Genomic DNA, 13,794 nt, shown 5'->3' with positions numbered 1-13,794 from the left:
GGAAACGCCGATGAAGAAATTCGCTGACAGGAAAGTCCTGGTGACCGGCGCGGGTCGCGGCTTTGGCCGCGCCCTGGCGCTGGCTTTCGCTCGCGAAGGTGCCGACGTTGTCGTGCACTACAACAGCTCAGCCGCGGGTGCGGAGGAGGTTGCCGGCGAAGTTCGGGCTTTGGGGCAAAAGGCCGCGATTGTCAGGGGCGACATCTCCAGCCATGCAGACGTCCTGCACATCACGAAAACCTCCTTCGAGGCTTTGGGCGGCCTCGATATTCTCGTCAACAATGTCGGGGACATGGCGCTGGACCAGGTGTCCTGGCGCCAGTTCGACGAGAAGGTGATCGATCACACGCTGGCCGTCGACATCAAGGGTACGATGTTCATGATCCATGAAGTCGGCTCGCGAATGCTCGACGGAGCGGGCGGGGTGATCGTCAACATCGGCTCCCAGGTGGTGATCGCAGGAAGCCCGCGCGCGCCGCAATACGCCGCGGCCAAGTACGGCGTGATCGGCCTGACCAAGTCATATGCGCGGGCGCTGGCACCGAAGGTGCGGGTGAACACGCTGGGCGCGGCCTTCATGGAGACCGAGGCGCTGAAAAACCGGTACGACTGGAAGAACGGCCGCCGCGACGAGATCCTGAAGCAGACGCCGCTCGGCCGGATCGCGACGCCGGAAGACATGATCGGCCCGACGCTATTCCTGGCAGGGGACGATTCGCGGCACATGACCGGACAATTCCTGCTCTGCAATGGCGGGCTTGCGATGGTGGGCGCCTAGCAGGACGATACTGGCGGCAGTCGAACAACAGAAATCGACGCCGCGGGGGAACGACAAAGGGAGAGAAACATGACGGCCGTAGACCAGGGAAGCGTGATCGAGACGTCGTTGCCGACCAAATCGTCGCCGGCCTTCAGGCGACTGGCGATCGCCTCGTCGCTTGGTTCGGCTATCGAGCACTATGACTTCTTCGTATACGCGTTCACCGCTCCCATCGTCTTCGACCGCTTCTTTTTCCCAAAAATGGACTCCGTCGCGAGCACGATGGCCGTCTATGCGACGTTCGCCGTCGGCTTTGTTGCGCGTCCGCTTGGAGGAATTGTCTTCGGCCACTATGGAGACCGCGTCGGCCGCAAGGCGATGCTGATGATGACGTTCCTGCTGATGGGCATGGCCAGCTTTCTCATCGGCTGCCTGCCGAGCTACGATTCAATCGGGCTCCTGGCGCCAACAGGACTTGTGGTTCTTCGCTTCATCCAGGGCTTCGCGTTCGGTGGCGAATACATGAATGCGGTGTCTCTGACGCTCGAGAACGCGCCGTCTGCGCGGCGCGGCTTCTTCGCATCCTGGATCAATGCCTCGGGTCCCGTGGGCGTCGTTGCGGCCTCTGGCCTCATCGCTCTTCTCGGATTCCTTTATTCGCGGGAGGACTTTGCGAACTGGGTCTGGCGGGTGCCGTTCGCCCTGAGTCTGGCTCTGGTCCTGATCGGCACCTATGTGCGCGCACAGGTGGATGAATCAGCGCTGTTTCTCGCCACCCATGCCAAAGCGGAAGACGACCGGACTCCTCTGCTGACGATTCTCAGGTCCTGGAAGAAGCCGGTCCTTCTGGCATGCCTCGTCAATATGGTGCACAGCTCGTTCAATTATATGAGCACGGTTTTCGTGCTCGGCTATGCCGTCAAGACCCTCGGCATGCCCCAATCGTCGATCACATCGGGCGTGACGGTCGCCAATATCGTGGAGATGTGCGCCGTTCCGTTGATCGCAGGGTTCAGCGACAAGCTCGGCCGCCGACCGTTTATCATTCTCGGCATCGTGGTCGCCGCCGCGTGGTATCCGGTCTTCTTCCAGATATTGCTGACCAGAGAACCGCTGGCGATCGTGGCGGGCTTCGTCGTGTCGCTCGGCCTTGTCCATGCGTTGATGTTCGCACCGGAGGCGGCGTTCACGGCAGAGCTGTTCCCGACCAGGGTTCGGGTCAGCGGCAGCTCGCTGGGAAAGCAGGTCGGGATTGTGCTCGGAGGCGGACTGGCGCCTCTGATCGGGACCGCTCTGATGGGCTCAAGCACGAGCTTCACACCGGTGATCCTGTACTTCGAGGTGATCGCCTGTCTAGCCCTGCTCGGCGTGTTCCTCGCACCCGAAAATTCGCGAAAAGCGCTGGAGTGACCCGATTCTATTTCGCATTGCGCGGAACGTGGCCTGCCAAGCGCAGATGAAGGGAGAAGCACCTTGACGATCTTTGCCAAGTTCGCGGTTGCCATTCTCTGCCTGTCGTCGGTCGATTCGGTTCTCGCCCAAGAGCTGTTTGAGCTGAGGTCGCCGGCGTTCGATGACAACGGCAAACTTCTGACGAAAAATGCGGGGAAGAATCCCAATGTTCCAAGCTGCATCGGCGACAACGTTTCACCGCCGCTGAGCTGGTCTGGCGTCCCCGCTGGAACGAAAAGCCTTGTGGCCCTGATGGACGACCAGCAGGGCATGAACGGTCTCGGCGTGTCGCACCTGGTCGTGTACGGCATCGAACCGTCGCTGACCGGCTTCGCGGAAGGTGAGCTCGGCTCTGCTTCTGACAAGTTTGTAGGGGGTAAGAATACTCTGGGAACCACCGTCTATTTAGGGCCGTGTCCCGCCCGCGGCACCGGGCAGCATCACTACGTCATCACGCTGATTGCAACAGATCTCGACCGTTCCGCCCTTGCTCCAGGACTAACGCGGGAAGAGCTCCTCCGCGAGCTGAAAGGACATGCGAAGGGGGCCGCAGGGACCGTTGCGCGTTTCGAAAGTCCGTAGATCGGGTCGGTCGAGCCGCCGCGGGCATTGCGCGCTTCCGGCGCGGTCATCCTCAAGAGAAATCCTGCGTCAGGACCGTCGCAAACCGCTCCAGCGCCCAGTCGACCTGGTCGCTGGTGATCACCAGCGGCGGGGCGATCCGGATCGTGTGCTCATGGGTGTCCTTGGCGAGGATGCCCTTGGCCTGGAGCGCCTCGCAGTAGCGGCGGGCGCGCCCGGCCTCGGGATGCAACTCGACCGCCAGCATCAGGCCGCGTCCGCGCACCTCGCGGATCGTGTTGGCGCGGATGTCTTTGAGGCCTTCGAGAAAGCGCGCGCCCTGCGTGGCCGCGTTCTCGATCATGCCTTCCTCGACCAGCACGCGCATCGCCGCGCGCGCCACCGCGCAGGCAAGCGGGTTGCCGCCGAAGGTCGAACCATGCTGGCCGGGCCTCAATGTCCCGAGCACGTCGTTGTTGGAGAGCACGGCCGACACCGGATAGAAGCCGCCGGACAGCGCCTTGCCGAGCAGCGTCACGTCTGCCTCGATGCCCTCGTGCTGCTCGGCGAGCAGCTTGCCGGTGCGGCCGAGCCCGGTCTGGATCTCGTCGAGCACCAGCATCACGTTGCTGGCGGTGCAGAGCTGGCGCACTTTCGTGAAATAGCCTGAAGGAGGAATGATGACGCCGGCTTCGCCCTGGATCGGCTCGACCAGAAAGGCGACGGTGTTTGGCGTGATTGCCGCTTCCAGCGCCGCGGCGTCGCCGAACGGGATGATCTTGAAGCCGGGCGCGAACGGCCCAAAGTGTCCGTGTGTCTCGGGGTCGGTCGAAAAGCCGACGATGCCCAGCGTGCGTCCGTGGAAATTATTGGCGCAGACGATGATCTCGGCCTGGCCGTCCGGCACGCCCTTCACCTCATAGCCCCATTTGCGCACCGATTTGATCGCGCTTTCGACCGCCTCGGCACCGCTGTTCATCGGCAGAACCTTGTGGGAGCCGGTCAGCGCTGCGATCTCTTCGTAGAACGGGGCGAGCTGGTCGTTGTGGAAGGCCCGCGAGGTGAGCGTCAGCCGGTGTGCCTGTTCCACCATCGCCGCCAGGATCTTGGGGTGGCAGTGACCCTGGCTGACCGCCGAATAGGCCGAGAGGCAATCGAGATAACGGTTGCCTTCGGTATCCCAGACCCAGACACCTTCGCCGCGCGTCAGGACGACCCCGATCGGCTGGTAATTATGGGCGCCAAAGCGTGCTTCCGTGGCGAGGAGATCAATGACCGACGAGCTCATCTGTCGTCACTCCATTGCTGCGCGCCGGGGCAGAAGCGGCGGCCGTGCTCAAGCTGATGTAGGTATCAGCCTGTCCGGGTGGAAGCCTGCAAGTGCCGATGGCGGGCGCGGCCGGGCGATTGCGCGTCCGGCGCTGATTTGAGTGCCAAGTCAAATGGTTCGGTGGATCCACAAGCGATCTTCCGCCGACCCATGTTCTACTGTGCATGGGGTCGTTTTCGACTTTTGGTCGGCGGCGGTGATCTACGAGTCCTGCCTGCGATGCTCGATCTCGAGCGTGACCAGGCGCGCCAGTAGTGTCGCCGGATAGAGCTGGCCAAAAATCGCTTCCATGTTGCACAGGCTGCGCGCGACGGGATGAAGCGGCGCGACGTCGCCGTATCCGGTCGTGGTCATTGTGGCGAAGCTGAAATAGATGACCTCGCTTGCGAGCCTCGGACTATCCTCCACCTTCATGCTGACAAAGGCGGCCGGATCGAGCGAGCCGATGAAGGTGTAGAGCGCCGCGAAGATGACGGCGACCGTCAGATAGAGCAGCACGGCGCCGATCACGCGATGATAGGTCACCCGTCCCGGCGCAAAGGTCTGGCGCGCCACCGCCCAGGCCATCCTCGTTCCCACGATGAACCAGGAACCTGCGAACAGATTGAGGTCGAGGATGGATGGCGATCTGATCCGCAAGATCGCGCCTGTCACGATCATGCCGAGGGCGATCAGCATGCCGATGACCGCGACCGGGCTGCCTGATATCACGAAGATGCCGACGACGAGCAGCAGCGCCAGCACGAGCTCGGACACCTGGAACGCAAACAACCCCAGCGCCTGCAGCGGCGCGACCACGAACATCATGATCACCATCAGCACTGTCAGCACCGTCAGGGCGGGATCGGCCCAGCGCTCGCGCAATTGATCGATGGTCATGGTGCCTCAGCCGATCGCGCAGGGGACGCTCAGGAAGCCGCGGAAGCGGACGCGGCCGCCGCGCACCGGCTGGCCGCTCACGGCGTAGTTCGGAAAACGTGCCAGGAACCGCGAGATCGCGATTGCGCCCTCGAGCCGCGCCAGCGCCATGCCGGCGCATTGATGCGCACCGGTGGCAAAGGCGAGATGCCGGTTCGGCGTGCGCGCGACGTCGAAGCGTTCGGGGTCGGGAAACTGCGCAGGGTCGCGGTTGGCAGCTCCAATGCACAGCGTCACCGATGTGCCGGGCTCGAGCATGACACCGCCGAGCTCGACCGGCTCGGTGGTCATGCGGTTGCCGAGTTGGTTCGAGCTTTCGTAGCGCAGGATCTCCTCGACCGCGGTCTTGATCATGTCAGGGTTGTCGATCAGCCGCTGCTTCTGGTCCGGATTCCGATCCAGCGCGACGAGGCCGTTGCCGATCAGATTGGTCGTGGTCTCATGGCCGGCATTGAGCAGGAAAATGCAATTGTGCAGCAGCTCCTTCTCCGTCAGCCGCTCGCCGTTCTCCTCCCCCTGGATCAGCCGTGTCAGCACGTCACGATCAGGATTGCCCGGCTTTTGCCGGCGGCGGGCGACCAGTGTTTCGAGATAGGCCAGGAAATCCGTCACCGCCTTGTTGCCGCGCGTGGCCGCCTCGGTCGATACGACCGGCTCGAGCGCCCCAAGAATCGCCAGCGACCAGTCGCGCAACGGCGCGCGCTCCTCATGGGGAACGTCGAGCAGATTGCCGATCACCTCGATCGGGATCGAGGCGGCAAAATCCTCGATCAGCTCGCAATGGCCCTTCGAGGCGATTTTATCGAGCAGACCATCGACCAGCTTGACGAGGTCGCCCTCCATCCCGGCAATCGCGCGCGGCGAAAGTGCGCCCATGATCAGCCGCCGCACGCGGGTGTGCGCCGGCGGGTCGTTGAAGACGAGACTCGTGGTGTGGTGTTCGTAGAGCGGCGTGTCGCCATATTTCGGCGCGAACTCGCGTTTCTTGTCCGAGCTGAACGACTTCGTGTTCTTGTAGGTGGTGACGAGATCGTCGTAACGCGTCAGGAATACGGTGCCGCTCGCAAGCCGCTTGACCGGTTCGTTCTCCCGCAGTGCACGATAGGTCGGATAGGGATCGTCGTAGAAGTCGCTGGTCAGCTTCGCCAGATCGAAACTGGCCGCCAATTCTTTCGCACTTGCGTTCATCCGCCATACTCGCCTGATGACACCGATATGCCGTTTTCGCTCTTTCGAGCTTTGCGGGTCACCGTCTACAGTCATGCCGTGATTTGCAAGCCGACCGGACAGGAAAATGCACGCCCGCGCTGACGCTTCCGACACGGCCCCAACCTGGCCTGACGACATTTTCGCGACCCTGCAACGCTTCGACGTCAGGCAGGTGCCTTACGTGCCGGACGCCGGCCATTCGAGGCTGATCCAGCGCGTGCTGGCCTCGTCCACCATGCGCGGCATTCCGCTGACGACGGAGGAGGAGGGCGTGGCGCTGCTCGCCGGCGCCTGGACTGGCGGCCAGCGGGGCGTGCTGCTGATGCAGTCGAGCGGCGTCGGCAATTGCATCAACATGCTGTCGCTGATCCCGATCCTACGCTTTCCGTTCCTCACCCTCGTGACCATGCGCGGCGAGTGGGGCGAGTTCAATCCGTGGCAGGTGCCGATGGGATCGACCACGCAAGGCGTGCTCGAACTCTCGGGCGTCAAGGTGCTGCGCGCCTCGAATGCTGCCGAAGTGCCGGCGGTGCTGGAGGCGGCAGTGGCCCAGGCCTACAACGCGCTCACGCCCACCGCCGTCCTGCTGTCGCAGCGCCTGATCGGCGCCAAGGTTTTCACCAAATGAGCAAGGCCAATCTCCTCGACCGCCGCCAGGTGGTGTCCGCGCTGCTTGCGAACCGGAAGGATGTGGTTGCGATCGGCGGTCTCGGCGCCTCCACCAACGACATCACCGCCGCCGGCGACCACGCCCGCAACTTCTATCTCTGGGGCGGCATGGGCGGAGCTGCGATGATCGGGCTGGGCCTGGCGCTGGCGCAGCCAAAACTGCCGGTGCTGGTCATCACCGGTGACGGCGAGATGCTGATGGGCATGGGGAGCCTTGCCACCATCGGCCTGCAGAAGCCGCCCAATCTCTCGATCGCAGTGCTCGACAACGAGGCCGATGGCGAGACTGGCGGCCAGACCAGCCACACTTCGGCTGCGGCCGACCTCGTCGGCGTCGCCAGGGCCTGCGGCATCGCCGATAGCAGGGCGATCTCGACCATGGTCGAGGTCGAGGCCTTCGCCAATGCCGTCCACGACCTCTCCGCGGGCCCACGCTTTGCCAATGTGAAGATCGACAGCGCCGGCGTCGAGCGGATTTTGCCAAGCCGGGACGGGACTTACATCGTCAACCGGATCCGGGGCGACCTCGGCTTCCTGCCGATTTGACGCCGGTCCCGAGGTGGTTCCCGCTGGGGCGCCGTTCGCCCCCACAACGGTAACCTGTGACCAATTCTCAACAGGTTGGTACGCATTTAAGTTGCGCCGCAGCAATTGGCTTGACTTTCGCGCTAGTGAGTGCTTACTCACTAGCATGAGCTCATTGCGTATGACGAGCGACCTGAGGCGTCAGCTGATCCTCGGAGCCGCCAAGCGATGCTTTGCCCGACATGGCTATAACGGCACCACGACCAAGAGCGTGGCGGCCGCTGCTGCCATTTCCGAGGCTCTGCTGTTCAAGCATTTCCCGTCCAAGGCGGCGCTCTACGCCGAAATCCTGAGTGACGAATGCGAGGCGGACCCGGCGCTGATGGAACTGCTCGAGCGGGAGCCGTCGACGGCCACCCTGGTCGAGCTGATCCGCAGCATGGTCCAGCATTTTCTCAACATTGCCGACGGGCCCGACCAGGAAGAGGCCCAGCGCCTGCGACTGATGGCCACCAGTCATCTGGATGACGGCGAATTCGCTCGTTTGCTATATGCCAAGATCGAGACGCTGATCGGAGCGGTCTTCGTCGCCTCGCTCGAACGCGCGGTCGCCGCCGGCGATGCGCGTGCCTGTGGCAGTGAACCGCTCAATCTGTTCTGGTTTGCGCATCACACGGTGATGACCGCTGCGCTGACCAGGCTGCCCTCTGTGCCCTGTCTTGCTTACGGCAGGGCGAGCGATCTGGAGCGGCAGCTCTGTGAGTTTCTCCTGAGAGGTATCGGACTTAACGACGCCGCAATTGCTTCGCATCTGGGCCACGATCAGGCCGCGGGTGCCGGCAGAGCGGCGATTGCAGAAAGCGCATGACAATGAACATCGTAACCGAACACAAGATTTCGGGCGAACCGATCGACAGCAAGGCTCCCAAGCGTCCGGTCCGGCCGGTGCTCTGGTTCATCATCGTCGGCACGCTGCTGGGCGTGCTCGTCGGCGGTCTTGTCTGGTTCAACTATTTCCGTGGCCAGATGATCAAGCAGTTCTTCGCCAACAACAAGCCGCCGCCAACCCTGGTCAGCGCGGCCGAGGCGACGTCCGAGGTGGTGCCGAACCTGCTCACAGCAGTCGGCGGCCTTGCCGCCGTGCACCAGGTCGACGTTACCGCCGACGTCAACGGCCGCGTCACCGAGATCAAATTCGAGCCTGGCGCTCATGTCGAGGCCGGCACGCCGCTGGTGCAGCTATTCGACGCACCGGATCAGGGCGATCTCGCCAACTACAAGGCGCAGGCGACCGTCGCGCAGCTGTCGCTCGATCGTGCCAAGCAACTGGCCGCGCGCCAGTTCGGTCCGCAGGCGACCGTCGATTCCGCGCAGGCCGCTTACGACCAGGCGCAGGCCGGCATCGCCAAGACCGAAGCGCTGATCTCGCAGAAGCTCGTCCGCGCGCCGTTCTCCGGCGATCTCGGCGTTCGCAAGGTCGAGGTCGGCCAATATCTCACCGCTGGCACCGCCATTGTCTCGCTGACCGATCTGTCGGAGCTGTGGGCGAACTTCACGGTGACCGAAAAGGACTCGGCCAACCTCAAGGTTGGCCAGCCGGTCCGGCTGAAGGTCGACGCCTATCCGGGCCGCACCTTCGATGGCAAGATCACCACGATCGAGCCGCAGGTCGCGGCTGACACCCGTAACATTCGCGTGCAAGCGACCGTCGCCAATCCGGAGAAAATCCTGAAGCCCGGCATGTTCGTGACCACCACGGTGGTGCTGCCGGACAAGCCGGCCGTGATCACCGTTCCGGAGACGGCGGTCGACTACACGCTGTACGGCGACTCGGTGTTCGTGATCACCGAGAAGAAGGAAGCGGACGGCAAGACCACGCTGAGCGCGGTGCGCACGTTCGTGCAGACCGGTAACCGGGGCAATGGTCGTGTCGAGATCATCAAGGGCGTCAAGCCGGGCGACAAGGTCGTTGCCGTCGGCCAGCTCAAGCTGCAGTCGGGCGCTGCTGTTGCGATTTCGACCGACCCGGCGCCGCAGATCCCGGCGCAGCCGCCGCGCTACTGACAATACGCTCACGTGATCTGGCAATGCCGGATCACGTGTCTTGAGACAAAGAAATCGAGATCGCCGCGATGGCCTTTACTGATATTTTCATCAAGCGCCCGGTTCTGTCGGTCGTCGTCAGCCTGCTGATCCTGCTGATCGGACTGCGCGCGGCGATGGTGCTGCCGATCCGGCAGTATCCGAAGCTGTCGAACACGGTCATCAACATCACGACCGTCTATCCGGGCGCGTCGGCGGATCTGATCCAGGGCTTCATCACCACGCCGATCGAGCAGGCGGTCGCCTCCGCCGAAGGCGTCGACTACATCACTTCGTCCTCCGTGCTCGGCACCTCGACGATCCAGGTCTACATCAAGCTGAATTTTGATCCGAACCAGGCGCTCACCGAAGTGCTGGCCAAGACGAACTCGGTCAAATACCTGATCCCGAAGGAGTCCAACGATCCGATCGTCACCAAGACCACGGGCCAGACCACGGCCGTGATGTATCTCGGCTTTTCATCCGAGGAGCTGTCGGGCTCGGCGATCTCGGATTACCTGACGCGCGTGGTGCAGCCGGTGCTGTCGACCGTCGATGGCGTGGCTTCGGCCGACATCCTGGGCGGTCAGACCTTCGCGATGCGGCTCTGGCTTGATCCCGTGAAGATGGCCGGACGCAACGTTTCGCCGGGGGACGTTGCCTCCGCGATCACTGCCAACAACTTCCAGTCGGCGGCGGGCCAGACCAAGGGCTATCTGATCGTCTCGAATATCTCGACGAACACGGGCCTGACCGACGTCAATCAGTTCAAGAAGATGATCGTCAAGGCCAAGGACGGCGGCTTTGTGCGCATGGAGGACATCGCCACCGTCGAGCTTGCCGCCCAAAGCACGGACGCGAGCGTGGCCTTCAACGGCGAGCATGCGATCTTCATCGGCGTGCAGGCAACGCCGCAAGGCAATCCGCTGACGCTGGTGAAGGGCGTGCGCGCGCTGTTCCCCGAGCTCGAGCGCAATCTGCCGCCGTCGATGAAGATGAAGGTCGCCTATGACTCGACCAAGTTCATCCAATCCTCGATCGACGAGGTGGAGAAGACGCTTGGCGAAGCCGTGATGATCGTGATCGTGGTGATCTTCCTGTTCCTGGCCTCGCTCCGTTCGGTCATCATCCCTGTCGTCACCATCCCGCTGTCGATGATCGGCGTCTGCACCCTGATGCTGGCGCTCGGCTTCAGCTTCAACCTGCTGACTTTGCTCGCGATGGTGCTCGCGATCGGTCTCGTGGTCGACGACGCCATCGTGGTGGTGGAGAACATCCACCGCCATCTCGAAGAAGGGAAGACGCCGGTCCAGGCGTCGCTACAAGGCGCACGCGAGATCGTCGGCCCCGTCGTCTCGATGACCATCACGCTCGCGGCGGTGTATGCCCCGATCGGCTTCCTCGGCGGCCTCACCGGTTCGCTGTTCCGCGAATTCGCCTTCACGCTCGCCGGCTCGGTGATCGTGTCGGGCGTGATCGCGCTGACGCTGTCGCCGATGATGTGCTCGGTGCTCCTCAAGAACACCGAGGAGGGCCGCTTTGCCAAGCTCGTCAACAGGGTGTTCGGCGCGCTGACGCGGTGGTACGGCCGCCGGCTCGACCGCTCGCTCGACTACAAGGCCATCACCGGCCTGTTCGCGGTGACGATCCTCGGGCTGGTCGGCTTCCTCTACCTGCACACCTCGAAAGAGCTGGCGCCCGAGGAAGACCAGGGCATCGTGTTCGCGGTGACCAAGGCGCCGAAATACGCCAACATCGACTATGTCGATTTCTACGGCGACAAGCTCGACAAGAAGTTTCAAAGCTTCCCGGAGACCGATCTGCGCTTCGTGCTGAACGGCATCAACGGCCCGCAGGGCGGCATCGCCGGCATGCTGCTCAAGCCGTGGGAGGAGCGCAAGCGCTCGTCGATCGCGCTGAAGCCGCTGGTCCAGGCCGAGCTCTCCAAGATCGAGGGCGTGCAGGCTTTCGCGTTCAACCTGCCGCCGCTGCCGGGCGGGCCGGGCGGCCTGCCGGTGCAGATGGTCATCAGCTCCACCGCGGGCTTCCAGACCGTTTACGAGCAAATGGAGAAGCTGAAGGATTCAGCGCGCAAGAGCGGCATGTTCATCGTCTCCGACAGCGACCTCGCCTATAACCAGCCGAACGTCGAAGTCACGATCGACCGCACCAAGGCGCAGGATCTCGGCGTCAACATGCAGAACCTCGGCTCGACGCTCGCGGTTCTGCTCGGCGGCAACTACATCAACCGCTTCAATCTCCAGGGCCGTTCGTACCAGGTGATCCCGCAGGTGCCGCGCAGCGAGCGCCTCTCGCCGGAATCGCTCGGAGGCTACTATGTGACGACCAACACCGGGCAGCAGCTGCCGCTGTCGACCGTGGTCTCGATCAAGACCAAGACCGATCCGAATTCGCTGACGCACTACAATCAGCTGAACTCGGCGACGTTCTCGGCCGTGCCGATGCCCGGCGTGACCGTCGGTGCCGCGGTGGACTTCCTCGAGGGCGAGGCGAAGAAGCTGCCGCAGGGCTTCAGCCACGACTATCTCGCGGATTCCAGGCAGTACGTGCAGGAAGGCAATCAGCTCGCGATCACCTTCGGATTCGCGCTGATCATCATCTTCCTGGTGCTGGCGGCGCAGTTCGAGAGCTTGCGTGATCCGTTCGTGATCATGATCTCGGTGCCGATGGCGATCGTGGGTGCGCTGATCCCGCTGTTCTTCGGCGTGGCGACCATGAACATCTATACGCAGGTCGGCCTGCTAACCCTCGTCGGGCTGATCACCAAGCACGGCATCCTGATGGTGGAGTTCGCCAACGAGCTCCAGGTTAACGAACGGCTCGACCGCCGTTCGGCCATCGAAATGTCGGCCCGCATCCGCCTCCGGCCGATCCTGATGACGACGGCTGCGATGGTCACCGGCCTGATCCCGTTGCTGACCGCCTCTGGCGCCGGTGCGGCCAGCCGCTTTTCCATCGGCCTCGTGGTCGTCGCCGGAATGTCGATCGGCACGCTGTTCACCCTGTTCGTGCTGCCGGCGGTTTACGTCGTCCTGGCGACCGACCATCGTGCGGCCGCAGATTCCGAGCGGAATAAGCAGGTCAACGAGCTCGACCTCGGTGCCAAGGCGCTGCGGCCAACCTGAGCCCGTCCGAAGCGAAGATCGCGGAGCGGCAATGGCCATCGCCATTGCCGCTTTTTTCTTGTCCCGTGCTAGACTTGTCCGGCGCGCTGTTGCGCCAGAGGCAGGGAAACATAATGAGACGGCGCGAATTCCTGGCAGGGCTCGGTAGTGTCTCGCTGTTGGGGCCGTGCCCGGCCGCGGCTCAGAGCGGCAGGATGTTCCGTCTGGGCACGTTGACGCCGATCGCGCCGATCACGGAGATCAGTCCGGGCGGCAAGATCCTGGTGAAAGTGCTCGGCGAGCGCGGTTTCAAGCTTGGCCAGAACTTGATCTTTGAAGCGCGCGGCGCCTCGGGCGATGTCGCCAAGCTTCCCGCGCTGATCGCAGAGCTGAAGGCCGCGAAAGTCGATGCCGTCGTGATCATCGGCTACCCGACGGCAATGGCGGCCAAGGCGGCCGACATTCCCACCGTGGCGGCCAGTGGCATCGGTGATCCCGTCGAGACCAGGCTGATCGAGAGCCTGGCGCATCCAGGCGGCAAAATCACCGGGATTTCGGACGTCGCAGCGACACTCAGCGCCAAGCGGCTGTCGCTGCTCAAGGACATGTCGCCGAAATTGACCAAGGTCGCGATGCTCTGGAACAAGGACGACCTCGGCATGACGATGCGCTACCAGGCGTCCGCGAAGGCCGCTCAGGCGCTCGGGCTGACCGTGCAGGCGCTAGGCGTCCGCGAACCCGACGATTTCGAAGAGGCTTTCTCCGTGATGAATGGCGATCCGCCGGACGGCATCCTGATGGTGGCCGATGCGCTCACCATTCTCAACCGCAGGCGCGTGTACGAATTCGCCGCTCTCCGGAAATTGCCGGCGATCTACGAAAATGCTGACCTTGCCCGCGACGGAGGGTTGATGTCCTACGGAGCGGATGTGCCGGAATCCTTCGAGCGGGCGGCAGCGCTCGTCGCCCGCATTTTCAACGGGGCCAACCCCGGCGATCTGCCATTCGAGCTGCCGACCCGCTATCCCCTGGTGATCAATCTCAAGACGGCCAAGGCAACCGGACTTGAAATTCCGCCGACCCTGCTGGCCCTTGCCGACGAGGTCATCGAGTAACCCTGAGCGCGGCGGCGAGAGACAAGGTCCGGCCTTCTTGCTAGGCTC

Annotated in this window: 12 protein-coding genes; 9 read left to right on the top strand and 3 right to left on the bottom strand. The window is 63.3% G+C overall.

Going from position 1 to position 13,794, the window contains the following annotated elements:
- The first annotated feature begins 10 nt into the window (after positions 1 to 10).
- The 3 genes from XH89_RS27275 (at position 11) to XH89_RS27265 (ending at position 2,794) form a co-directional block, all read left to right on the top strand.
- The gene (locus XH89_RS27275) at positions 11 to 778 is read left to right on the top strand and encodes an SDR family NAD(P)-dependent oxidoreductase (RefSeq protein ID WP_194463456.1); all 768 of its coding nucleotides are present in this window, start codon (positions 11 to 13) and stop codon (positions 776 to 778) included.
- Positions 779 to 847: 69 nt separating this feature from the next.
- Positions 848 to 2,170, top strand: a complete 1,323-nt coding sequence (locus XH89_RS27270) for an MFS transporter (RefSeq protein WP_194463455.1) — start codon at positions 848 to 850, stop codon at positions 2,168 to 2,170.
- A gap of 63 nt (positions 2,171 to 2,233) precedes the next feature.
- Entirely contained in the window at positions 2,234 to 2,794 is a 561-nt protein-coding gene (locus XH89_RS27265; protein ID WP_210345229.1) for a YbhB/YbcL family Raf kinase inhibitor-like protein, read from the top strand.
- Positions 2,795 to 2,846: 52 nt separating this feature from the next.
- On the opposite strand, the gene rocD is transcribed toward XH89_RS27265, so the two are convergent.
- The 3 genes from rocD to XH89_RS27250 form a co-directional block, all read right to left on the bottom strand.
- Positions 2,847 to 4,061 carry an ornithine--oxo-acid transaminase gene (gene rocD / locus XH89_RS27260; RefSeq protein WP_194463454.1) on the bottom strand — a complete coding sequence of 405 codons (1,215 nt, stop codon included), beginning with the start codon at positions 4,059 to 4,061 and terminating at the stop codon, positions 2,847 to 2,849.
- A 243-nt stretch (positions 4,062 to 4,304) separates the two neighbouring features.
- Positions 4,305 to 4,982 (bottom strand): potassium channel family protein, encoded by a 678-nt coding sequence (locus tag XH89_RS27255; protein ID WP_194463453.1) that lies wholly within the window; start codon positions 4,980 to 4,982, stop codon positions 4,305 to 4,307.
- 6 nt (positions 4,983 to 4,988) lie between these two features.
- The gene (locus XH89_RS27250; RefSeq protein WP_194463452.1) at positions 4,989 to 6,209 is read right to left on the bottom strand and encodes a cytochrome P450; all 1,221 of its coding nucleotides are present in this window, start codon (positions 6,207 to 6,209) and stop codon (positions 4,989 to 4,991) included.
- Positions 6,210 to 6,315: 106 nt separating this feature from the next.
- On the opposite strand from XH89_RS27250, the gene XH89_RS27245 reads away from it, so the two are divergent.
- The 6 genes from XH89_RS27245 (at position 6,316) to XH89_RS27220 (ending at position 13,746) form a co-directional block, all read left to right on the top strand.
- The gene (locus tag XH89_RS27245) at positions 6,316 to 6,858 is read left to right on the top strand and encodes a phosphonopyruvate decarboxylase (protein ID WP_194463451.1); all 543 of its coding nucleotides are present in this window, start codon (positions 6,316 to 6,318) and stop codon (positions 6,856 to 6,858) included.
- Entirely contained in the window at positions 6,855 to 7,445 is a 591-nt protein-coding gene (locus tag XH89_RS27240; RefSeq protein WP_194463450.1) for a thiamine pyrophosphate-dependent enzyme, read from the top strand. The genes XH89_RS27245 and XH89_RS27240 overlap by 4 nt, the downstream gene beginning before the upstream one ends.
- 145 nt (positions 7,446 to 7,590) lie before the next feature.
- Positions 7,591 to 8,292 (top strand): TetR/AcrR family transcriptional regulator, encoded by a 702-nt coding sequence (locus tag XH89_RS27235; protein WP_194468645.1) that lies wholly within the window; start codon positions 7,591 to 7,593, stop codon positions 8,290 to 8,292.
- A gap of 2 nt (positions 8,293 to 8,294) precedes the next feature.
- Complete coding sequence (locus XH89_RS27230; RefSeq protein WP_194468644.1) at positions 8,295 to 9,488, top strand: efflux RND transporter periplasmic adaptor subunit; 1,194 nt, start codon at positions 8,295 to 8,297, stop codon at positions 9,486 to 9,488.
- A 68-nt stretch (positions 9,489 to 9,556) separates the two neighbouring features.
- Positions 9,557 to 12,652 carry a MexW/MexI family multidrug efflux RND transporter permease subunit gene (locus XH89_RS27225; protein ID WP_194463449.1) on the top strand — a complete coding sequence of 1,032 codons (3,096 nt, stop codon included), beginning with the start codon at positions 9,557 to 9,559 and terminating at the stop codon, positions 12,650 to 12,652.
- A gap of 113 nt (positions 12,653 to 12,765) precedes the next feature.
- On the top strand, positions 12,766 to 13,746 hold the full coding sequence (locus XH89_RS27220) for an ABC transporter substrate-binding protein (RefSeq protein ID WP_194463448.1): 981 nt from the start codon (positions 12,766 to 12,768) through the stop codon (positions 13,744 to 13,746).
- The last annotated feature ends 48 nt before the right edge of the window (positions 13,747 to 13,794 follow it).

This window comes from Bradyrhizobium sp. CCBAU 53340 (genome assembly GCF_015291645.1).
GTDB lineage: Bacteria > Pseudomonadota > Alphaproteobacteria > Rhizobiales > Xanthobacteraceae > Bradyrhizobium.
The sequence above is the reverse complement of the archived record's forward strand: the minus strand, read 5'-3'. Positions and strand labels throughout refer to the sequence as shown.